Annotated in this window: 23 protein-coding genes; 7 read left to right on the plus strand and 16 right to left on the minus strand. The window is 65.0% G+C overall.

The genetic code is table 11. The features are described from left to right. Positions 1–126: 126 nt before the first annotated feature. On the plus strand, positions 127–402 hold the full coding sequence (locus tag AC1DW9_RS15955) for a hypothetical protein (protein WP_441488986.1): 276 nt from the start codon (positions 127–129) through the stop codon (positions 400–402). A 110-nt stretch (positions 403–512) separates the two neighbouring features. Further along, positions 513–938, plus strand: coding sequence for a SufE family protein (locus AC1DW9_RS15960; RefSeq protein ID WP_441506500.1), 426 nt, complete (start codon positions 513–515; stop codon positions 936–938). A 274-nt stretch (positions 939–1,212) separates the two neighbouring features. Here AC1DW9_RS15960 and AC1DW9_RS15965 read toward each other — a convergent pair whose 3' ends face one another. Further along, positions 1,213–1,629, minus strand: a complete 417-nt coding sequence (locus tag AC1DW9_RS15965) for a Ros/MucR family transcriptional regulator (protein WP_043233741.1) — start codon at positions 1,627–1,629, stop codon at positions 1,213–1,215. Positions 1,630–2,100: 471 nt separating this feature from the next. On the opposite strand from AC1DW9_RS15965, the gene AC1DW9_RS15970 reads away from it, so the two are divergent. Further along, the gene (locus AC1DW9_RS15970; RefSeq protein WP_441506499.1) at positions 2,101–4,227 is read left to right on the plus strand and encodes a S9 family peptidase; all 2,127 of its coding nucleotides are present in this window, start codon (positions 2,101–2,103) and stop codon (positions 4,225–4,227) included. Here AC1DW9_RS15970 and AC1DW9_RS15975 read toward each other — a convergent pair whose 3' ends face one another. Beyond that, the gene (locus AC1DW9_RS15975; protein ID WP_441506498.1) at positions 4,228–5,622 is read right to left on the minus strand and encodes a hypothetical protein; all 1,395 of its coding nucleotides are present in this window, start codon (positions 5,620–5,622) and stop codon (positions 4,228–4,230) included. 326 nt (positions 5,623–5,948) lie between these two features. Here AC1DW9_RS15975 and AC1DW9_RS15980 point away from each other — a divergent pair, with 326 nt between their 5' ends. Further along, positions 5,949–6,548: a superoxide dismutase gene (locus AC1DW9_RS15980; RefSeq protein ID WP_069877416.1), complete on the plus strand. Its 600-nt coding sequence runs from the start codon at positions 5,949–5,951 to the stop codon at positions 6,546–6,548. Between the two features lie 72 nt (positions 6,549–6,620). Here AC1DW9_RS15980 and AC1DW9_RS15985 read toward each other — a convergent pair whose 3' ends face one another. After that, positions 6,621–8,282, minus strand: a complete 1,662-nt coding sequence (locus AC1DW9_RS15985; RefSeq protein ID WP_441506497.1) for a methyl-accepting chemotaxis protein — start codon at positions 8,280–8,282, stop codon at positions 6,621–6,623. Between the two features lie 170 nt (positions 8,283–8,452). After that, positions 8,453–9,283 (minus strand): ChbG/HpnK family deacetylase, encoded by an 831-nt coding sequence (locus AC1DW9_RS15990; protein WP_476769676.1) that lies wholly within the window; start codon positions 9,281–9,283, stop codon positions 8,453–8,455. 163 nt (positions 9,284–9,446) lie between these two features. Between AC1DW9_RS15990 and AC1DW9_RS15995 the strand changes: the two genes are divergently transcribed. Together AC1DW9_RS15995 and murJ are read left to right on the plus strand one after the other, a co-directional pair. Further along, positions 9,447–10,481 carry a glycosyltransferase family 2 protein gene (locus tag AC1DW9_RS15995; RefSeq protein ID WP_441488979.1) on the plus strand — a complete coding sequence of 345 codons (1,035 nt, stop codon included), beginning with the start codon at positions 9,447–9,449 and terminating at the stop codon, positions 10,479–10,481. Between the two features lie 124 nt (positions 10,482–10,605). Further along, positions 10,606–12,132 carry a murein biosynthesis integral membrane protein MurJ gene (gene murJ, locus AC1DW9_RS16000; protein WP_441489227.1) on the plus strand — a complete coding sequence of 509 codons (1,527 nt, stop codon included), beginning with the start codon at positions 10,606–10,608 and terminating at the stop codon, positions 12,130–12,132. Positions 12,133–12,144: 12 nt separating this feature from the next. On the opposite strand, the gene AC1DW9_RS16005 is transcribed toward murJ, so the two are convergent. From AC1DW9_RS16005 to AC1DW9_RS16020, 4 genes are all read right to left on the minus strand, one after another. Further along, on the minus strand, positions 12,145–13,125 hold the full coding sequence (locus tag AC1DW9_RS16005) for an NAD(P)H-dependent flavin oxidoreductase (RefSeq protein WP_441488978.1): 981 nt from the start codon (positions 13,123–13,125) through the stop codon (positions 12,145–12,147). 5 nt (positions 13,126–13,130) lie between these two features. Beyond that, on the minus strand, positions 13,131–13,997 hold the full coding sequence (locus tag AC1DW9_RS16010; protein ID WP_441488977.1) for a branched-chain amino acid aminotransferase: 867 nt from the start codon (positions 13,995–13,997) through the stop codon (positions 13,131–13,133). A gap of 125 nt (positions 13,998–14,122) precedes the next feature. Then, entirely contained in the window at positions 14,123–14,440 is a 318-nt protein-coding gene (locus AC1DW9_RS16015) for an AzlD family protein (protein WP_113515472.1), read from the minus strand. Beyond that, complete coding sequence (locus tag AC1DW9_RS16020) at positions 14,427–15,158, minus strand: AzlC family ABC transporter permease (protein WP_476855125.1); 732 nt, start codon at positions 15,156–15,158, stop codon at positions 14,427–14,429. The genes AC1DW9_RS16015 and AC1DW9_RS16020 overlap by 14 nt, the downstream gene beginning before the upstream one ends. Positions 15,159–15,289: 131 nt before the next feature. Here AC1DW9_RS16020 and AC1DW9_RS16025 point away from each other — a divergent pair, with 131 nt between their 5' ends. After that, entirely contained in the window at positions 15,290–15,898 is a 609-nt protein-coding gene (locus tag AC1DW9_RS16025; protein WP_441506495.1) for a 4'-phosphopantetheinyl transferase family protein, read from the plus strand. A gap of 8 nt (positions 15,899–15,906) precedes the next feature. On the opposite strand, the gene AC1DW9_RS16030 is transcribed toward AC1DW9_RS16025, so the two are convergent. The 8 genes from AC1DW9_RS16030 to pheS form a co-directional block, all read right to left on the minus strand. Further along, a complete protein-coding gene (locus AC1DW9_RS16030) occupies positions 15,907–16,647 on the minus strand; it encodes a TerC family protein (protein WP_441488974.1) in 741 nt (246 codons plus the stop codon). Positions 16,648–16,665: 18 nt separating this feature from the next. Continuing rightward, the gene (locus AC1DW9_RS16035; RefSeq protein ID WP_441488973.1) at positions 16,666–17,370 is read right to left on the minus strand and encodes a TerC family protein; all 705 of its coding nucleotides are present in this window, start codon (positions 17,368–17,370) and stop codon (positions 16,666–16,668) included. Positions 17,371–17,442: 72 nt separating this feature from the next. After that, positions 17,443–18,522 carry a tartrate dehydrogenase gene (locus AC1DW9_RS16040; protein WP_069877427.1) on the minus strand — a complete coding sequence of 360 codons (1,080 nt, stop codon included), beginning with the start codon at positions 18,520–18,522 and terminating at the stop codon, positions 17,443–17,445. Next, complete coding sequence (locus AC1DW9_RS16045) at positions 18,519–19,316, minus strand: alpha/beta fold hydrolase (protein ID WP_441506494.1); 798 nt, start codon at positions 19,314–19,316, stop codon at positions 18,519–18,521. Before AC1DW9_RS16045 ends, AC1DW9_RS16040 begins: the two co-directional genes overlap by 4 nt. A gap of 359 nt (positions 19,317–19,675) precedes the next feature. Next, the gene (gene pheT / locus AC1DW9_RS16050; protein WP_441506493.1) at positions 19,676–22,099 is read right to left on the minus strand and encodes a phenylalanine--tRNA ligase subunit beta; all 2,424 of its coding nucleotides are present in this window, start codon (positions 22,097–22,099) and stop codon (positions 19,676–19,678) included. Continuing rightward, positions 22,096–22,512: an ASCH domain-containing protein gene (locus AC1DW9_RS16055; protein WP_441506556.1), complete on the minus strand. Its 417-nt coding sequence runs from the start codon at positions 22,510–22,512 to the stop codon at positions 22,096–22,098. Before AC1DW9_RS16055 ends, pheT begins: the two co-directional genes overlap by 4 nt. A gap of 2 nt (positions 22,513–22,514) precedes the next feature. After that, positions 22,515–23,702: a ceramide glucosyltransferase gene (locus AC1DW9_RS16060; RefSeq protein WP_441506492.1), complete on the minus strand. Its 1,188-nt coding sequence runs from the start codon at positions 23,700–23,702 to the stop codon at positions 22,515–22,517. Positions 23,703–23,730: 28 nt separating this feature from the next. Next, positions 23,731–24,813: a phenylalanine--tRNA ligase subunit alpha gene (gene pheS / locus AC1DW9_RS16065; protein ID WP_476769749.1), complete on the minus strand. Its 1,083-nt coding sequence runs from the start codon at positions 24,811–24,813 to the stop codon at positions 23,731–23,733. Positions 24,814–24,841 lie beyond the last annotated feature (28 nt).

The following is a 24,841-nucleotide window of genomic DNA, read 5'->3' on the forward strand; positions in this document are numbered from 1 at the left end:
AAGATAGAGCTGCGCCTTCGATTCAAATGCATTGCTTACAAATGACGCGATCTTTTGAGATCCGGATCTAGGATGTCTTCGGGATCAGGGGCGAGCCGGCATTGCCGGCAACCGGGGAAACGAGCGATGGCCTATCTTCTGCGCAGCCTGGCGGTGATCGGGGTCATCGCCCTCAACTCACCCGTCCATGGCGGCAAAGCCGAAGATGGCGGCGCGGCTGATACCCTGCGCAACGTGGCGAAGGCTGCGAGCCAGGTCGATGTCAGGACAGTGGCGAATGGCGCCATGGCCGCCCGTGAGGCCGCAGAGATCCTGGCTGGTCTCGATCCGGAAACGCGCTCCCGCTTCCTGGCGCTCACGCTCAGTGCAGCAAACCAGAAACCTCTGGCCACTACCCGCTAGCAGACTCGCACCTATATCTTGAAGGGCGAGCGCTTGACGGGGGGCGCCGGTCGGCCGAAGACGCTCGCCGTTGCCGCCCCGCCCATGGCGCGGCTCCGAGCGGACAGGACATGAGCGCAAGCCTCGACGAGATCATCGCCAATTTCGAGCTGCTCGAAGAGTGGGACGACCGCTACCGGTATCTCATCGAGCTCGGCCGCAGCCTCGCCCCGCTGCCGGAAGAAGCGCATAACGACGACAACAAGGTCCGCGGCTGCGCCAGTCAGGTCTGGCTGGCGGCACGCAGGGAAGGCGGCCCCGGCGCAGGGACGCGCCTGCATTTCCTGGGGGACAGCGATGCCCATATCGTACGTGGCCTCGTTGCGCTGGCACTCGCGATCTATTCGGGCCGCACCGCCCAGGAGATCCTCGCGACGGACGCATTCACGATCTACCAATCCCTCGGGCTCGCAGCCCATCTGACGCCGCAACGCTCGAACGGCGTGCGCGCGATGATCGAACGCATCAAGACGGATGCCCGCAGGGCGGTCGCCTAAGACTGCTTAAGACCGAATGCGGCGGGCGCAGTGAAAGCTGTCGCGCGGCCGGTTAAGCCTCGCCTCCTGCCGCTTCCTCATTTGCTTCGCTGGGGGATGTCGGCGCCCCCAGGCGACGGCTGGGACCGATGAGCCGAGGCACGACGCGATCCCCGCCGAGCACGCCGGCAAGCGGCAGCGCCATGAAAAAGGCCGCCGGGAACCCGGCGGCCAGACGAACTGTTTGGTCGCAAGCGCTGCCCACATTGGCAGCGCCGTCCTCCGCGACAAGCAATCAGCGGCGCTTGCGGCGCTGCTGACCCAAGCCCATTTTCTTCGCCAGCTGCGAGCGCGCCTCGGCGTAGTTGGGAGCCACCATCGGGTAGTCGGGCGGCAGACCCCACTTTTCGCGATACTGCTCGGGCGACATATTGTACTGCGTACGAAGATGACGCTTCAGCGACTTGAACTTCTTCCCGTCCTCAAGGCAGATCAGATAGTCGGCCGTGATGGATTTCTTGACCGGAATGGCCGGCTTGGGCGCCTCGGCAGGCACAACCGGCGCAACACCACCAACAACGCGGCTCAGGGCGGCATGCACATCGCTGATCAAAGCGGGCAGTTCGGACGTAGGAACAGAATTGTTCGACACATAAGCGGACACGATGTCCGCGGTCAGCTCGATGAAATCCGAGCCGTCGTTGTCGGTCATGGCGAAAATACTCCTTATGTGTTCTTGGACAAAAAAATCGTCGGATCGGCCTGAACGTCCCGCGACTGAAGCCTTCGTTCTTCCAGCCCAGCAGCTGGTCAAGAGCTGCCCAAGCCAGAATCACAAAAAGCGAGACGACGAGGAAACGGTTTAATGCATAGAAAACACTCTCGCAAGACAATAATCGATCGCATGAATACATTCAAACGCCCGACTTACTGCACCCACGAACATTGTTCATAGCGTCCGTATTGTGTCGCGGCCATGATCATGCTCGGTCTGGTTGTCTTGCTCGCGCCACACACCGGCCTTACCTGTTCATTGCGCGCGCGAAGTACCCAAGTGTCCTATGCCTACCCGGATTTGAACTCCGAACCTTCGTGAACATCGCAACAAACGACGTTGACTACGCAACGATACCCACATCGCCCTCAATCCTTAACGCCATCTTAAGACAGTGCGAGCCCTGCCGTGACCAAACGCCTCCCCTTGCCTCCCCGTGCCGAGAAGCGGCCGGAGACCCGTACCGTTCACGGAGTTGCGCTGAGCGACGCCTATGGCTGGCTCAGGGCCGAGAACTGGAAGGATGTTCTCCGGGACCCCGGCAAACTGCCTGCAGATATTCGCGCCTATCTTGAAGCTGAGAACACCTATTGCGCAGCATTGATGGCACCGACGCGTGCTCTGCAGCGCGATCTGGTCAAGGAAATGCGCGGCCGGATCAAGGAAGACGATGCAGCCGTCCCACAGCCGGACGGCGCCTTCCTCTATTATTCGCGCTATCGGCGCGGCGGCGAACATCCTCTGATCTGCCGCAAGCCGCGCATCAGGCCCGAAAAGGGCGAAGCCCGCGAGCAGCTCCTGCTCGATGCCGACGCCCTGGCAAAGGGCAAGGACTTCTTCGAGCTCGGCGACGCGGCCCACAGCCCCGATCACAGCTTGCTTGCCTGGAGTGCGGACGAGGCGGGCTCGGAGCTCCACGACATCAAGGTCCGCGACCTTGCCACCGGAGCGGATCTGGACGACCGGATCACCGACACCACCGGCGACATCGTCTGGGCGCCCGATTCGCGCTCCTTCGCCTATGTCCGTCTCGACGCCGATCACCGCCCGTCGCAGGTCTTCCGCCATCGACTTGGCACCGGGATGGACGAGGACGAACTCCTGCATGACGAGCAGGATGCAGGCATGTTCGTCGATATCGACGAGACCCAGTCCGGCCGCTTCCTGCTGATCTCGATCAGCGATCATGAAACCTCGGAGACCCGCTTCGTCGATCTTGCCGCACCGCAGGCTGAGCCGGTCCTGATCGCGCCGCGCGAGACGGGCCGCCAGTACAGCGTCGAGCATCACGGCGACGACTTCCTGATCCTGACCAATGCCGATGCCGAGGACTTCAAGATCGTCTCGGCCCCGCTCGCATCCCCATCGCCGGAGAATTGGCAGGACCTGATACCGCACCGATCAGGCCGCCTGATCCTCAGCCATCTCTGCCTGAAGGATCGGCTCATCCGGCTCGAACGCGAGGATGGCCTGCCGCGCATCGTCATCCGCGACCTCGCCAGCGGCGCCGAGAGCAGCATCTCCTTCGACGAGGAGGCCTATGGTCTCGGCCTCGATGCCGGCTACGAATTCGAAACCGACACGCTGCGCTTCCTCTATGCCTCGATGGCGCGCCCGGCCGAAACCTACGACTACAACATGGCGACGGGAGAGCGGACGCTGCTGAAGCGCCAGGAGGTTCCGTCCGGCCACGATCCGGCGGCCTATCGGGTGCGACGCGTCTTCGCGACGGCGAAGGACGGAGCCAGGGTCCCTGTCTCGCTTCTGCACCGGGCCGACCTTGCCCTCGATGGTTCAGCGCCCTGTCTGCTCTATGGCTACGGCTCCTACGGCGCGGCCATGTCGGCCTCGTTCCGGACCAATCCGCTCAGCTTGGTCGATCGCGGCTTCGTCTATGCCATTGCCCATATCCGCGGCGGCACCGACAAGGGCTGGCGCTGGTATCTCGACGGCAAGCGCGAGAAGAAGACCAACACCTTCACGGACTTCATCGCGGCGGCCGAGATGCTGGCCGATACCGGCTTTACTGCACGCGGCCGCATCGTCGCGCAGGGTGGCAGCGCCGGCGGCATGCTGATGGGCGCAATCGCAAACATGGCCCCGGAGCTGTTCGCCGGCATCATCGCCGAGGTCCCCTTCGTCGATGTGCTCAACACGATCCTTGACGACACGCTGCCGCTCACCCCGCCGGAATGGCCGGAATGGGGGAACCCGATCCGGGACGTCGAAGCCTTCCACATGATCAAGAGCTATTCGCCCTATGACAACGTCCAGGCGCAGGCTTACCCGCCGCTGCTCGCGATGGGCGGGCTCACCGACCCTCGTGTGACCTATTGGGAACCGGCAAAATGGGTCGCGCAACTGCGCGCGACCATGACCGGCGGCGGGCCGGTCCTGCTGCACACCAATATGGAGGCCGGCCATGGCGGCTCGGCCGGGCGCTTCGACTCGCTGAAGGAGGTGGCGCTGGCCTATGCCTTCGCCATCCACACGATCCGCGAGGGATGGCCGGAGCAAGCGGCCGCCAAGAGCTGATCAGCCGCCAAGCCTGCTCTTCTCGCTGGCGAGATAGGTCTTGAGCTCGTCCATCGAGGCGAACTTGTACTCGCCATCGGGCGTACGAGCCTGGATGGAACCATCAGCATACATCGTGAAATGCGTGTCGCCGACCTGATAAGCTCCGACGACGCCCTCGTCGGAGGTCGCCGGGCCGGGCGGCTCGGGAACCGTTTCCGTCTCTTCGCCGGAGATTGCCTCCTCGGCTTCATCCAGCGGCTCGCCCTCAGCCTCGGTCTCCTCGAAGACCGGCTCGATCCGAGATTCCGCCTCAGTCGTGTCCGGTTGGACCTCCGGCGCATCCGCACTCTCGACATCCGGCTCCAGCCGTGGCGCTCCGCTGGTCAGCGGCGGCCAGCGCGGTATCGTAGGCTCATCCGCCACTTGCTCGGGCTCGCCAAAAGTCGGCTCACGCCGGCCGAAGGCCGGTGCCATCCAGGCGGCGGCCTCGTCGATCTCGCGATCGCGCTGATCGAACGATGTTTCTCCCGCCGGCAGATCGGGCTCCGGTTCGGGCTCGAAATCGGGTTCCGGGCGCTGCGGACCGAACGAGAGATGCTGGCGCAAGGCGCCGAAATCATCGGCTTCCACGGGGGGCTTGGCCTCCTCCGGGCGCGGCCTCTCGACCTGCGGCCACCAGGCTGGCGCTTGAGGCGAACGCAGGTCTTCGTCACCCGCCACAGCGCCCGTGTCGGCGTCCTCGACCTCTCCGGCGGCTTCGTCCTCATGCTGCGTCACGAAGGAAGCGGCAATCGACGGGGTGACAACGTCCGGCGCAAGCTCGGGCAGCACCGCTTCCGTTTCATGCGGCTCATGCAGTTCGGCCGTGGGGGCATCCGCCCTGCCCTTTTCGGGCTCCTCGACCGCGTCAATGGCCTCCTCACGCCGGTCAGCGGGCAGCTCCGAGGGGTGCGTGATCTCATCGAACAGATCGCTGATCACAGGCTCAGGCAAGTCCTGGGCGGCAGCGGGAGCATCCTCAGCGCCACCGCGCATTGAAGCTGCCAGGGCCCCGCCGGCGGCGACAAGCCCGGCCCCTGCTGCCACGGTGCCAAGGCCCGGAAGCGTCGACCGGGCTTCGCCCGGGATCGTCCGTACATCGTCATCCATCTCCACCGATGCCCGCGCCGCGTCAGCGGCGGAAGGCCCGGCTGAGGCCACCGTCAGCGCACCGGCAATCGCCACCCTGACGCGGCGCAGTTCCACCAGGACCCACGACAGGGCAAGCAGGATGATCCCAGCAGCGACAGCCACGCTGCCGGCTATGACCAGGGTGAAGCCCCGCTCGAGCACGAGGTAGGGCCAGCCATTAACGATGGCAGCGATGCCACCGGCAAAGAACCCCAGGCCCAACAGAACGAAGATCGTTATCAACGCAGTACCCTCAGTATCCACCGGAGGCAGGCGGCTTCATCGCCTCTCCGATCATCTTCTAACTTATTGAATAAGAGACTGTTTCACAATTCGCACTGAACTATGCCTGCAAATGGCCTGTTCATTGTGCCCCGTCCCGCATGTTTCGGGCCGTTTGCTCCGACGCAATATCATGGCCCACGGCGCGCCAAGCCGGTTGCCGGCCGGAAGCGGGAGGCTTAACTATCGCGTGGAATGGCGGCTGATCCGCCGGGCTGGCAAGTCCCAAGCCGTTCATGACGAAGCCATTCTCAGCAGTGTGATTTGACAGCCTAAGGAGAGGCCAAATGACCTTTACCCTTCCCGATCTGCCCTACGCCCATGACGCGCTCCAGCCGTTCATGTCGCGGGAGACGCTGGAATATCACCACGACAAGCACCACCAAGCCTATGTCACCAACGGCAACAACGCGATCAAGGGCACCGAATTCGAGGGCAAATCGCTCGAAGAGATAGTCAAGGGCTCCTACGGCAAGAACCCGGCTGTCTTCAACAATGCCGGCCAGCACTACAACCACCTCCATTTCTGGAAGTGGATGAAGCCCAATGGCGGCGGCAAGCTGCCGGGCGCGCTGGAGAAAGCCGTCGTCGATTCGTTCGGCTCCGTCGACAAGTTCAAGGAAGACTTCGTTGCGGCTGGCGTTGGCCAGTTCGGCTCCGGCTGGGCCTGGCTCGAGGTCAAGGGCGGCAAGCTCGCGATCAGCAAGACCCCGAATGGCGAGAGCCCGCTGGTTCACGGCGGCACGCCGATCCTCGGCGTCGATGTCTGGGAGCACTCCTACTACATCGACTATCGCAACCGCCGTCCCGACTACCTCAAGGCCTTCCTCGAGAGCCTGGTGAACTGGGACTACGTTGCTGAACTCTACGACGGCGCCAAGGCCTGACGGCAGCGCAGTCGTGACCCTATGCGACGGGGCCCTTTCGGGCCCCGTTTTGCATTCTTGGTAGGGTGACGGTCAGGCCGCCACGCTGTGCAGGAATTGGTCGACCGTCGCGCGCAGTCGCAATGCCTGGGCCGCAACCTCGCCAGCGGCATCCCGAACCTGCCCCGCAGATTGTCCGGTCTCCTCGACGCTGTCCGCGAGCACGCTGAGATCGCTCGACACCGACAGCGCTGAAGAGCTTGCCATCGCAACGCCGCTGGCAATCTCGCCGGTCGCGATCGCCTGCTGCTCGATCGACGTTGCGACCGCGTTCGTGAAGTTCTCGATCGCGCCCATTCGGTTGGCGATGTTCAAAATGGCGCCGACGACCTCACCGGTCGCCCCCTGGATGGCGCCAACCTGTGTCACGATCCGATCTGTTGCATCCGCCGTCTGCGCCGCAAGACTCTTCACCTCCGACGCAACGACCGCGAAGCCACGCCCAGCGTCGCCGGCGCGCGCAGCCTCGATCGTCGCGTTGAGCGCCAGCAGATTCGTCTGTGCGGCGATATCCCGGATCAGATTCACCACCTCGCCGATCGCGCGAGCCGTTTCGTCCAGCGCTTGTACCGAACCCGCGGTGTCGCGCGAGGCTGAGGCTGCCTCGACGATCTCGGTGCGGACATGCCGGATCTGAAACTCGACCTCGCGGATGGCCGCGCCCATCTCTTCGGCGGCCTGTGCGGCGTTCTCGACATTGGCCGAGGCCCCGTGCGAGTTCTGGGCGGCGCGGGCCGCACGTCCCGACGACTCTGCCGCAACACGCGCCAGGCCATCCGACGCTTCGCTCATCCGTTCGGCGTTGTTCTTGAATGCCTCCAGCGCGGCACCAACCTCGCCCCGGAACAGGGCAATCGATTCGTCGACGCGGCGCTGCTGGTAGCGGCGTTCGGCCTCGGTGACGTGCTGGGCCTCCTGGAGGGCCGCACGCTCTCCCAACCGGACCTTGAGCACGCTGAGCGCCTGCGCRATCGCGCCGATCTCGTCCCTCCGGTCTGCCGCGTCGATCGGTGTATCGAGCTTGCCGTCGGAGATGCTGACGATGGCCTGGGTCATGCTCTTCAGCGGCCGCATCGTGCGCGACAGGGAAACCCAGAGCAGTGGTCCGAGAATGAGCAGGATCAGAACGCCGATGCCGATCGTGACGAACTGCTCAAAGGAGGCCCGCGCATTGAGGCGCGTCTTGTCGAACCGGACGGCGACATAGCCGACCTGCTTCTGGTTCGGCCCAATCCGCACCGAACGAAGCTGGACGAGGTAGACATTATCCTCAAGCTGAAGAGTATCGCGCTCCTTCAAGGCATCCCAGGGCTCGCGCCCAAGCGCCGCCGCCAATGAGCGTGGGGTGAGCGAAAGCCTGCTCTCGGTCGATTCGCCGGCGCTCGCCAGGGCAACGATGTCATCGGCGACGAAGCCGGCATTGAAATCGGGGTCCTGACGCAGCGATTCGAGGATGTATCCCAGTGTCGTGGTGTCACGGGACAGAATTAGCGCCGGAGCGGCATTCGTGACCATGCTGGTCAGCGCAGCGATCTTGTGCTCGAGATCGTCGCGGGTCTGGGCCTGATTATAGCGTGATGCCACGATCACGAGGATGAGGATGGCCGCCGCGACGATGGCAATCGCCGCCCCAGCGATCCTGCTGCCGAGCGAGAGCGAACCGCGTGTTCCAGCCGAGCGCTTCGATGCAACCATCGCGATCGCCCCAGATCGCTTCAACCATGCCATAGCGCCGAGATCTCCGCCGGAGGCTGCAAGGGTAGGATCCGAACGGACCGGTGCTTACAAACTGAGCGATCACGGTAAATTTTCGATTGCGTAGGGTTAGCTTCGCGGCAAAGTTTTTAGCCGGCACCGACCTGTGGTCAAAACAGCTCCGAGAAGCGCGCAATTCTGAAGCCCGGCGGAGGCACGAACGCGGCAAGGGCAGCGTGTTCGAGCGCGCGCGTGGCGATCACCGGATCGAGCCGCGCCAGTTCGTCATCGATATGTCCGGGATGACACATCACAAGATGTGCCGCTCCGGGCGCGATCAGGAAATGGCGCAGATCCGCGCCGAAGTCGCGTTCGGAATCGAATGGCGAAACGCCAGAGAAGCCCCGGTTGACCGGGATCCCGCGCCGCAAGGCCTGCGAGCGCAGGCCCACGGCCAGACCAGCGATCACCAGTGCCTTGCCTACCGCCACCCCGCGCTGGCGGATCGCCCGGGCCGAGTCGGCCGGATCGCGCAGATAGACCGTCCCTTCCGGGTAGTGGCGCTGGATCGCCCGCAGCACCGCTCCGCGGACGCCCGGCAGCACGTGGACGTGCTGATGGCCGTCGACAAAATCCGGTGCGTGGCCCAGCGCGTCCTCGAAGGCTTCGAGCTGACGGCCGATCTCGCCCGCGATCTCGGCGCGGGCTGCGGCCGAGGTCGCCGCCGCCCGCGCGAGATCGCCGAGCCTTGGGAACATGCCCGCTGGCGCGACCCGATGCATCGGCCCAAGCGGGGCAGCGCAGGTCAGATTGAGATGCAGCCCGAGATCAGCCCTGCCGGAAAAGCTGCCCAGTTCGGAGGCAAGGCGCTGCCAATGCGGCCGGTTTGTCATTGCGCCCGTCGCCGAGAGCTTTCCAAGCGCAAGCAATTCCAGGATCGAACGGCTGACGCCTTCGGTCATGGCAAAATCATCGGCACAAAGAACGAAACGGATCGTCATCGATTTCGTTGTCCAGGGTTCATCCGCGATGGTGTAAGGGGCCCGTCGTAGGACTTGTGAGCACAACAGCTTTACGGTTCTGTGCCCATCGCGTCACCCGTGTCGAGCCCGGCTTCGCCGGAAGGCGGGGCCGGCCCGTCCTGGCCGGATCAAGAGGTCAGTCGTGTCGGAAACTTCGCCCGCTCCCAGCCTCGCAGTGCAGCGCCCCGCGCCTGCCCGGCCGGAGCTCTCCATCGTCGTCCCCGTTCACAACGAGGCCGATAATCTGCCGCTTCTCGTCGAGCGCCTGAAATCCGTGCTGACAGGCGTGGTTTCGTCCTGGGAAATGATCTGCATCGATGACGGCAGCCGCGACGGCTCGCTCTCCGTGCTGCGCCTGCTGAACGCCAGCGACCCGCGCATCAATGCCGTGTCGTTCAGCCGCAATTTCGGCAAGGAGATCGCCATCGCCGCCGGGCTCGACCATGCTTCGGGCGATGCGGTGGTGATCATGGACGCCGATCTGCAGCATCCGCCGGAAACCATCCTGACCTTCCTCGCCAAGTGGCGGGAAGGATATCTCAACATCTACGGCCAGCGCGCCGACCGCTCGGGCGAGAGCCGGCTGAAACGCGGCTTCGCCAAGGCTTTCTATCGGGTCTTCGCCAGTTTCGGCGAGACGGAGTTGCCGGAGGGCGCGGGCGATTTCCGCCTGCTTGACCGCCGTGTTGTGGACGCATTGCGCGCCCTGCCGGAGCGGGCACGGTTTTCCAAGGGTCTCTATGCCTGGGTCGGCTTCCCCTCGACCGGCGTGACCTTCGAAGTCGCCGAGCGCCAGCACGGCGTCACCAAGTTCAGCTTCCGCAAGTTGTTCAGCTTCGCCTTCGACGGGTTGTCCTCGTTCTCGACCGTGCCGCTCAAGATAGCGACCTGGACGGGGGTGATCATCGCCCTGATCTCGACCTTCAGCGCCTTGTTCTTCCTGTTGCGGACGCTGCTCTACGGCACCGACCTGCCTGGCTTCCCTTCGCTGATCGTGTCGATCATGTTCTTCTCGGGCATCCAGCTGATTTCGCTCGGGCTGATCGGCGAGTATGTCGGACGCATCTTCGCGGAAGTGAAGCGCCGGCCACTCTACCTGATCGGCGAGCGGGTCGGTTTCAACGCGCGCGCCGTCGATCATCCGCGCGGCGACGCATTGCCGCCATTGATCCGCTAAGAATGGTGCAGACGATTCGGCTTGTTCCGGCGCAGGCGAGCGCGCCTTGGGGCAAGAGCGAGGCCTGGAGTTCGAGCATGACGCCGTCCGCACGCCGGAAACCACATCCCGGCCTCATGCGCTGATGTTCAGGAAGATCCTGTCCGTTGGCGGCTTCACGCTGCTCTCCCGCCTGAGCGGTTTCCTGCGCGACATCGCTCTCGCCGCCGTGCTCGGCGCCGGCGCGATGATGGATGCTTTTTCCGTCGCGTTGCGGCTGCCCAATCATTTCCGCGCGATCTTCGGCGAGGGCGCCTTCAACCAGGCCTATATCCCGGCCTATGCGCGCATCAGGCAGCAGACCGGAGACGCCGCGGCGGCGCTCTTCGCCAACCGCGTCTTCACGCTGAACCTGATCGTGCAGGTCGTTCTGCTCGCACTCGCCCTGCCCCTGATGCCCGAGGTCGTGCGCCTGCTCGCGCCCGGCTTTGCCAACGATCCTCAGCGCTTCGAGCTTGCGGTCGCGCTGACGAGGATCACCTTCCCCTATCTGCTCTTCATCACGCTGGTGACGTTGCTCGCCGCGAACCTGAACGCCGTCGACCGTTTCGCAGCCGCAGCGGCAGCGCCGGTCCTGCTCAACATCTGCCTGATCGCTGCACTGTTCATCGCCTTCCTGTTTCCGAGCGCAGCCTATGCCGCCGCCTGGGGCGTCGCCGTCGCGGGCCTGCTCGAATGGCTGCTGCTGGTGCTTGCGGCCCGGCAGGCCGGCGTGTCGACGGCGCTGACGCGCCCGCGTGTCGATGCCGATGTGAAGAGCTTTCTCAAGGCTTTCGGCCCGGCCGTCATCGGCTCCGCCGGTGTGCAGATCGCGCTCTTCGCCGACACGATCATCGCCTCCCTGCTGCCGCGTGGCGCCTATGCCTCGCTCTACTATGCCGAACGGCTCTACCAGCTGCCGATCGGCGTGATCGCGATCGGGGTGGGTACGGTGCTGTTGCCGACCATGAGCCGCCTGATCGCGGCCGGCGATATCCACGGCGCGGACAAGGCGCAGAACCGGGCCGTGGCGCTGACGCTGGTCATGGCCGCCCCCTTCGCCGCAGCCTTCCTCGCCATCCCGGAGCTGATCGTCTCGGCCCTGTTCGAACGCGGCCGTTTCGATGCGGCAGCAAGCCAGGCGGCGGGCGCAGTGCTGTTTGCCTATGCAATCGGGCTCCCGGCCATCGTGCTGATCCGCTCGCAGGTCTCCGCCTTCCAGGCTCGTGGCGACACCACGACGCCAATGCTGGTTTCGCTTGCCGCCATCGCCGCCAATGTCGCGCTCAAGCTGCTGCTCTGGCGCGATTTCGGCGCGCCCGGGCTTGCGTTGGCGACGGCAACCGGAGCCTGGATCAATGTCGGTGCCTTGTTCGTCCTGGCGCTGCGCCGCGGCTGGACGAAACCGGACCGGCAGCTTCCCGGGCTGATCGTCATCACCCTCGCAGGTGGTGTGATTGCCGGGCTGGTCGCCCGTGTGCTCGCGCCCGGTGTCCTGGCCGCACTGGCGCATGTCCCGGTCGAGCCGCGCCTTCTGGCACTCACCGCGATCGGGCTGGTGGCCGCGAGCCTCTATCTCGTGATCGTTGCTGGCGGGTTGAAGGCGGCAGGCCTGTTCCGGCTCCTGCGCTGACCGGCAGATTCGTCAGGCCCTGAGCCGGGCTGCTCCGGAGCGAATGCGCGCGGCGGCCTCCGCAACCATGCGCTCGACGATCTCGGCTGCCGTCGGGATATCCGAAATCAACCCGGCAGCCTCGCCGAAGATCACTGCGGCGCCCTGCGGATCGCCGGCCATGAAAGCCGCCTTGTAGGCCGGGGCCTCCGCTTCGATCACGTCCTTGAGTTCATGGTCCCGGCCAACCCATTTCGCAATGAAGGCGTTGGCGCTGACCCGGATATCGAACGGTCTTGGCCAGTCGAGCTGGCGGACGATATCGGGGAGCGACGAGCGCACGGTCTCGTCCCCCGTCGCGGCGACGGCGACCGCATGGTGATTGGCGTGAACCAAGGCCTCACGGCTCGCCCAGAAACGCGTACCGACCAGAACGCCGTCTGCCCCCAGCATCAGGGCCGCCGCGAGTCCACGGCCATCGGCGATGCCGCCCGCCGCCAGCAGCAAAGTATCAGGGCTTTCGCGTGCGAGCAGATCGGCCACTTCCGGCACGAAAGGCAGGGTCCCGCGCGCTTGACCGTGACCACCGGCTTCGGCGCCCTGCGCGACGATGACGGCTGCGCCGGCCCGCAGCGCCTGCCGGACATGAACAATCGACTGGCACTGGCAGATCATCGGCACGCCAGCCGCCGCGATCTCGCCCGCAAAGGGTGCAGGATCGCCAAAGGAGAGCATCAGCGCCGCAGGCTGATGCTCGAGAACCTTGCCAAGCAAATGCGGCTGCCTCGCAAGCGACCAGGTGATGAAGCCGCAGCCGGTCCGGGTATTGCCGGCTGCGGCGAATTGCTGGTCCAGCCAGGCATCATCGCCGTAACCGCCGCCGATCAAGCCCAGCCCGCCGGCGCGCGTTACAGCGGCGGCCAACGCCCCGCCCCCGGCCAGAGCCATCGGCGCGGACAGGATCGGATGATCGATCCCGAAGCGCTCGGTGAGCCGGGTGGCGAGGCACGCCACAGTGACTAGGCGGTCTTGGAGTGCGCGAAGTCCATGTAGAGTTCGCGCGCCTTGCGGAACAGCGGGCCGGGCTGGAGCGCGGTGTTGTCGATCCGGGAAACCGGCATGACCTTCGAGTAGTTGCCGGAGATGAAGATCTCGTCGGCCTGCTCGAAATCGCTGTAGCGCAGGCTGGTCTCCTCGACCGTGATACCGTCCTGGCGCAGCAGCGAAATGACGCGCTGGCGGGTGATGCCGTTCAGGAAGGTGCCGTTCGCGACCGGGGTCTTCACCACGCCGTCCTTGGCCATGAAGATGTTGGACGTCGCCGTCTCCGCGACATTGCCAAGCATGTCGAGCACCAGCGCGTTGTCGAAACCGGCCGCCTTGGCGGCGCGCAGGACACGGGCATTGTTGGGGTAGAGGCAGCCGGCCTTCGAGTCCGTCGGCATGGTCTCGAGCGTCGGGCGGCGATAGGCGCCCTGCGTCACCGAGAAGCCGTTCGACGGCACCGGCATCGGAGCCTCGAAGAGGCAGAGGCAGAACTTGGTCGACTCAGGGTCGGCCATGATGGTCGAGAGACCGTCTGCCTCGCCCCAGTACATCGGCTTGACATAAAGCGCCGTGCCCGGGGCGAATTTCTTCGCGCCTTCATAGGTCTTGGCGATGATCTCCTCAGCCGACATCGTCGCCTTCAGGCCGAGCGCATGGGCCGAGCGGTTTACGCGAGCCGCATGCTTGTCGAGATCGGGCGCCTTGTCCTCGAAATAGCGAGCCCCGTCGAAGACGGTCGAAGCCAGCCAGCTGGCATGGGTCCGCGGGCCCATGATGCCCGGATTTCCCTCATGCCATTCACCTTCGAACCAGCTCCAGGTTTGCGAATACCAAGCCATAACCATCCTCGATTTTGTCAGTGTTATTGACCGACACCGTCTGCCGCCCCGCCGCGCGCGTCAACATGCCGAAGGCCCTCCGGCAATGACGTCATGTGATGGAAGCAATGCAGCCGGGTGATGGATCACAAGCCAAAGGCGCGGGCGAGCGAAACCACCGCCATGCCGACGACAAGTGCCAGAAGCTCGCTTCGGCGCAGTACCATGCTGCCGACAGCGGCCAGCAGCGCCAGCGCCGCAGCAAGCCCCAGACGCTCGACCAATGGCAGCACGGTTGCGACGACGATCGAGCCCGGCAATGCGGCCAGCCCGCGCCGGACATGCGGCGTGAGAGGGATGAACCCCATCAACACCACGCCCGAGATGCGACAGAGATAGGTGGCGATCGCCATGGCGGCGATCGCTGCCCAGGCTCCCCAGCCGGCGAGATCAGGCAGTGTCATCGAGGAAAGCTCCAGCGACCGCGCCAGAGAGCGCTCCGACGATGATGAAGGCATAGCCATCGACCAGCTTGGCCGTGACAAGCGCCACGATGCCCGCAACCAGCCAGGGCCGCGCCGCCTTCCGGCCACGCCAGAGCGGCACGATCATCGCTGCGAAGAAGATCGGCATCACGAGATCGATGCCATAGCGTCGCGGATCACTCACCAGCGAGCCGAGCAGATATCCCGGCACGGTGGCAAGAACCCAGACAACCCAGAGCAGGAGTCCGCCGCCGATCAGCACGCCGAGATCGCGCCCACCCTCGGCGTGATAGCGCGTTCCGACCAGCCAGTTCGCATCGGTGAAGAAGAACAGATGCAAGGCGTTGAGGGCCCGCGGAAAACGCGAGAACCAGGGCTGAAGCGACGCACCTTGCAGCACCATCCGCGCATTCACCGTCGCGGTGACGGCTGCAAGGCCGGCGATCGCCCCCCAGGTCCATTCCGGCCGCCAGAGTTCCATCGCCACGAGCTGCGCGACCCCGGCATAGACAATCGCGCTCATCATCACGGTTTCCAGCAGGCTCAGGCCCTTCGCCGCGGCGGCTGCACCGAAGGCAACCGCGAAAACGATGATGCCCGGGAGCACCACGGAAATCTTGCGGACTCCCAGAATCATGCCGCGCCAGGTCACGGGCGCGCGCGCTTCCTTCGGGAGTGGGTCGGGTGACGACGTCATGCTTCTTCCATGGACCAAGCAGGCCCCGCGTCAACGGGTCCAGGCGGCGCCGTTGCATGAATTCCATGCAGGGCGGCGCAACGCGGATCAACAGAGGCGACGGAACGCCCCGAGCCCGCTAGCATTCTGCCATGCTCTGGCTGACCTCGATCGATACAAAGGCCTCCACACTCCCCGCGGTCTGGCTGATCCCGACCAGCGAGCGACCGGCCAATCTGATGGAGCGCGCGCGGCTCAGACATAGCGTGGCTGGGCTCGTGCTGGACCACCAGCTCGGCCAGCCAGCCGCCACCAGTGAGATCGGCCATGACGAGCGGGGCCGACCGCTGCTCGTCGGCCCCGCTGGCCGCGACCTGCATCTTTCTCTCGCGACGCGCTCAGGCATCGTTGCCGTGGGCCTTGCCGAGCGGCCGATCGGCGTCGATGTCGAGCGGGTGGAACAGCAAACAGAGCCGCCGCTGGCCGTTCTGCACCCCACCGAAAGGGACATTCTGCTTGCCCTGCCTGCGGCTGAAAGACCGCTCGCCTTCGCGCAACTCTGGAGCGCGAAGGAGGCCTATGTGAAGGCACTGGGCACGGGCTTTGCGCACGCGCCCGAACGCTTCTGCGTGAGATTCCTGGCGGAAGGATTCTTCACGGTCGAGGACGCGGGCGTTCGCTCCATCGGTCTCGGAGCGGCCCGCCTCATGAAAAACGGCGACCAGGAAGACCTGGCCGCCGCGATTGTCGTACTTGCCTGAAGGGCGGCTTAGCCGGGCTGGTTCACCGGCTTGCGCTTCAGGACGTAGCCGATGATGCAGACAAGCGCCGCGCCGAGAGCCGCGCTGACATAATGGGGCAGGTTCGCAGGCCCGACGCCGAGCGGGTTGACGTCCGTCGAGACCGCCTTGACCCAGGTCGGCATGTTCACCTGCAGCCATTGCAGCACGGCGATATCACCCAGAATCATCTCTGCCGCGATCCAGCCGAGCAGTGCAGCGCCAATCCAGATCAGGATCGGGAAACGCTCGATGATCGAGGTCAGGAGCTGCGCGCCCATGATGATCAGCGGGATCGAGAGCAGCAAGCCGAAGATGAAGAGCTCAGGGTGGCCCTTGGCGGCGCCGGCGATCGCGATGACGTTGTCGAGGCTCATCACGGCATCGGCGATGGCGATGGTGCGCACGGCCTTCCAGAGATTGTCCGCTGCCTTGATGTCGGTATGCGCTTCCTCTTCACCCTTGGCGAGCTTGACCGCGATCCAGAACAGCAAGAGGCCGCCGACGACCTTCAGATAGGGCACGGCCAGCAGATAGGTGACCACCAGAGCGAAGGCGATACGCAGGCCGACCGCCGCACCCGCGCCGAGCCAGATGCCGACCTTGCGCTGATTCTCCGGAAGGGAGCGGACGGCAAGCGCGATCACCACCGCGTTGTCGCCGGACAAGAGCAGATCGATCCAGATGATCTGCAGCAGCGAGATCCAGAATTGGCTCGACGAAAAATCCATTTTACGGTCAGTCCTCTATCAAGTTGCCGGGTCGGGCCGGCGTGATTTCAGCCAATAGCCAAGGCCGAGAACCAGCAGCGCTCCAAGGATCGCCGCCGGATATTCAAGCTGGTGCATCACTGCTGCACCAAATTGCGATGCGAACCAGGGGTCGCTATCGAGCATCTCGCCCGCGACCCAGCCGAGCAGCCCCGCCCCCGCCCAAACCAGGAGCGGGAACTGGGCCAGCAGGCGGGTGATGAGAGAGGCCCCGACGACGATCAACGGGATAGAGATCACCAGCCCCGCCACCAGGAGCGGAATCGAGTCCTTGGCGACCGCAGCGATCGCCAGGACATTGTCGAGGCTCATGACGATATCGGCGATCGCAACCGTCTGAACGGCCTTCCAGAGCTTGCTGCTGGCGGCGATGGCGTCGTCGTCACCCTCGCCATCCTCCAGAACCAGCTTCACGGCGATCCAGAACAGCAGCACCGCCCCGGCGATGCGCAGGAAAGGCGCGCTCAGGAGCGAGGCCACCACGACCGTGAACACGACCCGCAGCAGCACGGCGACAATGGCACCAAGCGCAATGCCCTTGGTGCGTTGCGCCGGTGCCAGCGCCCGACAGGCGAGCGCGATCACAACCGCGTTGTCGCCCGACAGCACGATGTTCAGCACGATGATTTCGAAGAGCTTGCCCCAGAGGAGGGGATCGGCCAGCGAAGCAGCGGTGAAATCCATGGATGAAGCAGCCTCTCGCGGAATATGATCGCTTTCTAGCCAATACCCTGGCTGGAGTCGCGCCCTTCTTGCTCAGCCCAGTGCCTGCTCGACTGCTCTGCCCGCAGCCTCGGTGCTCAAGGTTCCGCCGAGATCGCGCGTGCGGGTCCGGGCGTCTCCAAGGGCACGCTCGATCGCGGCCTCGATGGCCTTTGCGGCCTCACGCTCGCCGAGATGGTCGAGCATCATCGCGCCTGACCAGATCTGGCCGACGGGATTCGCGATGCCCTGGCCGGCAATGTCGGGCGCCGAGCCGTGAACGGGTTCGAACAGCGAAGGGAATTCACGGGTCGGGTTGATGTTCCCCGACGGCGCGATGCCGATCGTGCCGGTGCAGGCCGGCCCGAGATCGGACAGGATGTCACCGAACAGGTTGGAGGCGACCACGACGTCGAAACGGTCGGGATTCAGCACGAAATGCGCGGTGAGGATGTCGATATGGTACTGATCGACCGCGATATCCGGATAGTTCTTGGCCATCTCCTTCACCCGCTCGTCCCAATAGGGCATGGTGATCGAGATGCCGTTCGACTTGGTGGCCGAAGTCAGCTTCTTGCGCGGCCGGCGCTGGGCGAGCTCGAAGGCGTATTTCAGCACGCGGTCGACGCCGACGCGGCTCATCACCGTCTCCTGTAGCACGATCTCGCGCTCGGTGCCGGCATACATGCGCCCACCGACAGAGGAGTACTCGCCCTCGGTGTTCTCGCGCACGACAAAGAAATCGATATCGCCCGGCTTGCGGTTGGCCAGCGGGCCAGGCACGCCGGGCATCAGCCGCACGGGGCGGAGATTGACATACTGGTCGAATTCACGCCGGAACAGCAGCAGCGAGCCCCAGAGCGAGATGTGGTCCGGCACCTGCGCCGGCATGCCGACAGCACCGAAATAGATCGCGTCATGCCCACCGATCTGGTCCTTCCAGTCGTCGGGCAGCATCTTGCCGTGCTTTGCGTAGTAGTCGCAGGAGGAGAAATCGAAGCTGTCGCAGCGCAGCTCGAAGCCGAACTTCTTCGACGCCGCTTCGAGCACCCGCAGACCTTCGGGCATGACCTCCTTGCCGATGCCGTCGCCGGCGATCACAGCGATGCGGTAGACGCGATTGGTTCCGGTCATGTGTCTTCTCCGAAGAAAGCCGTGAATTCGGCGGCGACGAGATCGGGGATCTCCTCCGCCAAATAATGGCCACCGGGCAAGGGCCGGCCTTGGACATTCTGTGCACGCTGGCGCCAGAGCGCTAGGGGATCGAAGCAGCGCCCGATCACGCCCTGCTCGCCCCAAAGCGCCAGCAGGGGCTGCTCAAGCTTGCGGCCACCATCCTCGTCGTCATGACGGAGGTCGATGGTCGCAGCCGCGCGATAATCCTCGCAGCTCGCGTGAATCGTCGCCGGATCGGCGAAGCAGCGCAGGTAGTGTTCAAGCGCCTCAGGCGCGAAAGGGGTCAGACCGGCGGAGCCCGAGCCGCATTTCTTCAGCCAATAGGCCTTGGAATCAGCACCGATCATGCGCTCGGGAAAGGGCGCGGGCTGGATCAGGAAGAACCAGTGCCAATAGGCACGCGCGAAGGCGTCGGTGGTATTGGCATACATCTCGCGCGTGGGCGCGATGTCGAGCGTGGCGAGCCTCGTCACACGGCCTGCGTGGTCGAGCGCCAAGCGATGGGCCACGCGCGCGCCGCGATCATGCGCCCCAACGGCAAACCGATCATGTCCAAGCGCAGCCATGACCTCGACCATGTCCTGCGCCATCGCACGCTTGGAATAGACAAGATGAGCGGCATCGGAGACAGGCTTCTCGCTGTCGCCATAGCCACGCAGATCTGCACACACTAGGGTAAAACGCCGCTTCAGCCGGTCCGCGACCTTGTGCCAAAGCGCATGCGTCTGCGGATAACCGTGCAGCAGCAGCAAGGCTGGCCCCTCCCCGCCCGTCCGCACGCGAATTCGCGCACCCGACGTCTGAACGTCGAGCAGGCGAAAGCCAGGGAAAAGGCTGTCCGCAACGGGACATTCGGAGATGGTCATACAGCCAGGGCGCGTTGAAACGATCCGCAGCCGATAGCGCGATTGTTCACGGATTGCGCGGGCGGATTATTACACAATCTGGATCAATAACGCGGCACTGGCCGATCGCCCCACAGGTGCACCAACGCTCTGCCCCGAGACAGCCCGATGACAGGCCTGCCAGATAGGCAAAAGGCGGGCGCGCCCAGTGTCGCTCCCGCCTTCCCGCATGTCGGCTCCGAGGAACCGTGCTCCCGGCCTGAGGATCAGCTCCGCAGAGTCGCGCCGTAGCGCTTGGTCATCTCGGCGACGATCTTGCTGCCGACGGCATCGATCTCGACATCGGTCAGCGTCTTCTCGGCAGGCTGGAGCGTGACGGCAAGCGCCACGGATTTCTTGCCTGCCTCGACGCCCGGCCCCTCATAGAGATCGAACACCGTGACATCGGAGATCAGGCTGCGCTCGGCATTCTGCGCCGTGCGCATCATGTCACCCGCCGCAACCTTGGCATCGACGATGAAGGCGAAATCGCGCGTCAGCGGCTGGAAGCCGGAGAGGCTCAATTTCGGCTTGACCTTGGTCGGCCTGGCCTTCGGCAAAGGCAGGGCGTCGAGATGGATCTCGAAGGCCACGAGCGGCCCCTTCACGTCCAGTGCCTTGAGGATCTTGGGATGGACTTCCCCGAAGGCGCCGATGACGCCCTTCGGCCCGAACTGCAATGTCGCCGACCGCCCCGGATGAGCCCAGGCAGGGCCACCGGCCACGACCTGCAAGCCGCCGACGGGGATTCCGAGACCGGAGAGCAGGGCCATGACGTCGGCCTTGGCATCGAAGGCATCGACAGGCTCGGCCGCACCGTCCCAATGACGGCCGACACCCTCGAGCCGGGCCGTGCCGCGGCGCAAGCCGGCGGCCGCGATCACCTGGCCTTCGGGCTCATCGCTGAAGAAGACCTGCCCGACCTCGAACAATGCGACATCGCCGAAGCCGCGCGCCGCATTGGCCTGGGCCGAACGGATCAGCCCCGGCAGCAGCGAGGGCCGCATGTCGGAGAGATCGGCGGCGATCGGATTGGCCAGAACCAGCTTGGGCGAGCCGCCGCCGAAGAGCGTGGCCGCTTCATGCGAGATGAAGGACCAGGTCACGGCCTCGACCAGGCCACGGCTGGCAAGCAGACGCTTGGCGGCGCGGGTGCGCTTCTGCAGCACGGTGAGAACCGGCTTCACCACCTCTGCCTTGATGCGCGGCAGCGGCGTGGAGGCCACGCGGTCGAGCCCGGCAATGCGCAGGATCTCCTCGACCAGATCGGCCTTGCCCTCGACATCGCCGCGCCAGGACGGCGCCGCGACCTTCACCCGCTCGCCCGCACCCGAGACATGGAAACCGAGCGAGGTCAGCGCGAGCTTCATCTCGACCTGCGGCAGATCGAGCCCAGTCAGACGCTTCACTTCCGACCACGGGAAATCGATCGCGGGGCGCGACTCCGGTAGCTCGCCCTCGAACACCATTTCGGAAGCTTCGCCGCCGCAGAGGTCAATGATCATCACTGTCGCGAGATCGAGGCCCGGCCTGCAGAAATCCGGATCGACACCGCGCTCGAAACGATAGCGCGCATCCGAGTTGATGCCGAGTGCTCGGCCCGAACGGGCGATGTTGAGCGGGTCCCAGAGCGCGCTCTCGACCAGGACATCGACCGTGTTCTCGTCGCAGCCCGAAGCCTCGCCACCCATAATGCCGGCGAGCGATTCGACGCCATGCGCATCGCAGATCACCACCTGTTCGTCGCTCAGCTTGTAGATGCGTCCGTCGAGCGCGAGAATCTCCTCGCCCGCCTTGGCCCGGCGCACCGTGAGATCTCCCCTGACCTTGGCCGCGTCGAAGACGTGAAGCGGCCGGTTGCGGTCGAAGGTCATGAAATTGGTGATGTCGACGAGCGTATTGATCGGCCGCAAGCCGATGGCGCGCAGGCGGGCCTGCAACCACTCCGGTGACGGACCGTTCTTCACGCCGCGGATCAGGCGCAAGGCGAAGGCCGGGCAGAGCTTCTTGTCGTGCGGCGCGAAGTCGAGCGTGACCTTGACCGGGCACGGGAACGAGCCGCGCACCGGCTGGATCGACGGTATCCTCAGCGTCCCGAGACCCGCGGCGGCAAGATCGCGCGCGACACCGCTGACGCCGAGCGCGTCGGCCCGGTTTGGCGTGACCGCGATCTCGATCGTGGCGTCGTCGAGCTTGGCATAGGTCGCGTAGGGCATTCCGACCGGAGCATCCTCCGGCAATTCGATAATGCCGTCATGATCCTCGGAGAGCTGGAGCTCGGCCTCCGAGACCAGCATGCCGTTCGACTCGACGCCACGAATGACGCCCTTGCCGAGGGTGATGTCCTTGCCGGGAATGTAGCTGCCCGGCGGCGAGAACACCCCCTTCATGCCGGTGCGGGCATTGGGCGCGCCGCAGACGACCTGCACGGGCTCGCCGGTGCCGATGTCGACCTGGCAGACGCGCAGCCGGTCGGCATTCGGGTGCTGCTTGGCCTCGATCACATAGGCGATGGTGAAGGCCTGGAGCGCCTTCGCCCTGTCCTCGACGCCTTCGACCTCGAGCCCGACACGCGTCAGGGTCTCGGTGATGGTGTCGACCGTATCGGTGGTGTCGAGATGGTCTTTGAGCCAGGAGAGCGTGAATTTCATGCGTGTGGGTCCATCGGAGCGAGCACTTCCACCAGACGGAAGCGTTCGCAAATCAAGGTCATGTCGGGACTGAAGACGCCGAGGCGTCGGAAATAGGCTTCATGGGCTTGGCGCCATGAGGCCAGAGTACGGTCGTCCTCGCCTTCCTCGAAGGCGAATTCGGCATCGATCTCGTCGAACCGCCGCGTCGTCAGTTCGAGCGTCTCGATGACGCAGACAGGTCGCTTGCCGCCGTCGAGGACGATCCACATCTGGCCGACCTCCGGGCAGTCGGGATCATCGGGCGTGTTCACCGTCGCCCGCTTGCGGCCGCTGACGACGAGCGCGGCCAGTTCGGAGGCCAGCTCCGGGCTGTCGCCAAACGAGAAGCTCGGGCAGCCCCGGTAGCGCTCGGGGATCGTGGTCGTGCCCATGGTCACGTCGCCCCGTCCCGTCGCGCCGAAACCGGCGACAGCTGGGACTGGCCATCGTTCAACCGGTCCTCGCCATCGGTCCTGATCTTCATCGCGTTGCCGCGCCACGTCACCTCGCCCGCGACGAAGGCATAGGCCCAGATCCCCGGGAAGACGATATCGCGCACCAGGAAGGCGAAAGGCAGCCGCCACGACAGGTACCAGCCAACGCCATAGGCCAGAAGCATCTCGCCCGCGTACCAGGGCAGCAGCACGACGCATAGCGCGGCCCAGGCCGGCAGCCCAAAATCTGGCGCCGCAACAACGGCCGCCAGCACTGGCAGCAGCGGTCCCGACAGGATCTCCGGTGCAAAGAATGGCAGGAACGTCACCCGGCGCAGCCTGGCCCAGCGGAACTGGCGCTGCACCACATCGCGCAGGCTGCGCTCGCCCAGGGGCTGCTCGAAGGGCTGGCCGACGAGATGGACATGCTTGCCGGCCCGGCGCACCAGCTTCGTCGCCGCTGCATCTTCGGCGATCTCCGCCCCCAACGCTGCAATGCCGCCATTGGAGTCGAGAAAGGGCTTGTTCCAGAGCATCGACTTGCCCTGCGCGAAGCCGAAGCCGAGAGCCTCGCCGGCATATTGCCAGCGCGCCTGGAAGGTATTCAGGAAGGCGCATTCGAGTTCGGCGCAGAAGCCCTGCGGGCGCGAACCGGCCGGTGTCGAGCAGACGAGCCCGGTCGTGGGCCGCCACGCCGTCAGCATCCGCTGGATATAGTCCTTCGGCATCAGCACGTTGGAATCGGCGAGAATGACCCAGTCCGTGTCCGCCGCGTCCCAGCCCTTGACGCAGTTATTGAGCTTCGGATTGGCGCTGACGGCGACATCGCCGACGATCAGCCGCACGCGGTCGTCGCCGAAGCGCCTGATCAGATCCTCGATCAGCGGCACGATAGGGTCGTCGCCATCGGCAACGCAGAAGATCGTCCTGTAGCGGGGGTAGTCGAGCACCAGCCCCGAGCTCAACGTCTCGCGGCTGAACGCCTCGAGACCGCGCACCGGCCGCACGATCGTGACGGCCGGGCACTGGTCGAGCAAGGCCGAGCCCAAAGCGCGGTGGCGCAGGCGGAAATAGGCGATCGCGAGGCACAGCAGGTTGAGCGCGACGGCAAGCACCGCGAACAATCCTGCTCCTGCTGCGACTGTCATCCCGCCCTCCCCTGCACGACCGGCTCCCTCACGACGTCAGGCCGCCAGTCAGGGTCGGCAGGTCGAGTGGGCGGAAGCCGTAATGGGAGAGCCAGCGAATATCGGCCTCGAAGAAGGGGCGCAGGTCCGGCATGCCGTATTTCAGCATGGCGATACGGTCGATGCCCATGCCCCAGGCGAAGCCCTGATAGACATCGGGATCGAGGCCGCAATTACGCAGCACGTTCGGGTGCACCATGCCGCAGCCGAGAATCTCCAGCCAGTCGTCGCCTTCGCCGAAGCGGATCTCGCCGCCCTTGCGCGAACACTGGATGTCCACTTCGGCCGACGGTTCGGTGAAGGGGAAGAAGGAGGGGCGGAAGCGCATCTTGACGCTATCGACCTCGAAGAACGCCTTGCAGAACTCCTCGAGCACCCATTTCATGTGGCCAAAATTGGCCTTCTTGTCGATCACCAGACCTTCGACCTGATGGAACATCGGGGTGTGGGTCTGGTCGGAATCCATACGATAGGTCCGGCCCGGGCAGACGACGCGGATCGGCGGCTCCTGCGAGATCATTGTGCGCACCTGCACCGGGGAGGTGTGCGTGCGCAGCAGCTTGCGCTCGCCATTGGCGTCAGGCGCGAAGAAGAAGGTGTCGTGCATCTCCCGCGCCGGGTGGCCGACGGGGAAGTTCAGCTTGGTGAAGTTGAGATCGTCGGTTTCGACATCGGGACCTTCCGCGATCGAAAAGCCCATGTCGCCAAAGATCGTAGTGATCTCGTCGATGACCTGGCTGATCGGGTGGATGCGCCCGCGCGCCTCCGGCCCCTCGCGCACCGGGAGGGAGACATCGATCCGCTCGGCAGCAAGGCGCGCGTCGAGCGCAGCCTGCCCCAACGCCTCCTTGCGCTCGGTGATGGCGCCCTGGACCTTGTCGCGCAGGCCGTTGATCAGCGGGCCCTTTTCCTTGCGCTCGTCCGGCGTCATCGCGCCCAGCGTCTTCAGCAGCGCGGACACCGAGCCCGACTTGCCGAGCGCAGCGATGCGCAACTGCTCGAGCGCGGCTTCGTCCTGCGCAGCGGCGATCTCACCAAGAAGTGAATCGCTGAGGGTATCGATCTCATTCATGCCTGATCTGGTCCGATTGCGAGGCATC

Source organism: Allobosea sp. P4_E12 (assembly GCF_056401655.1).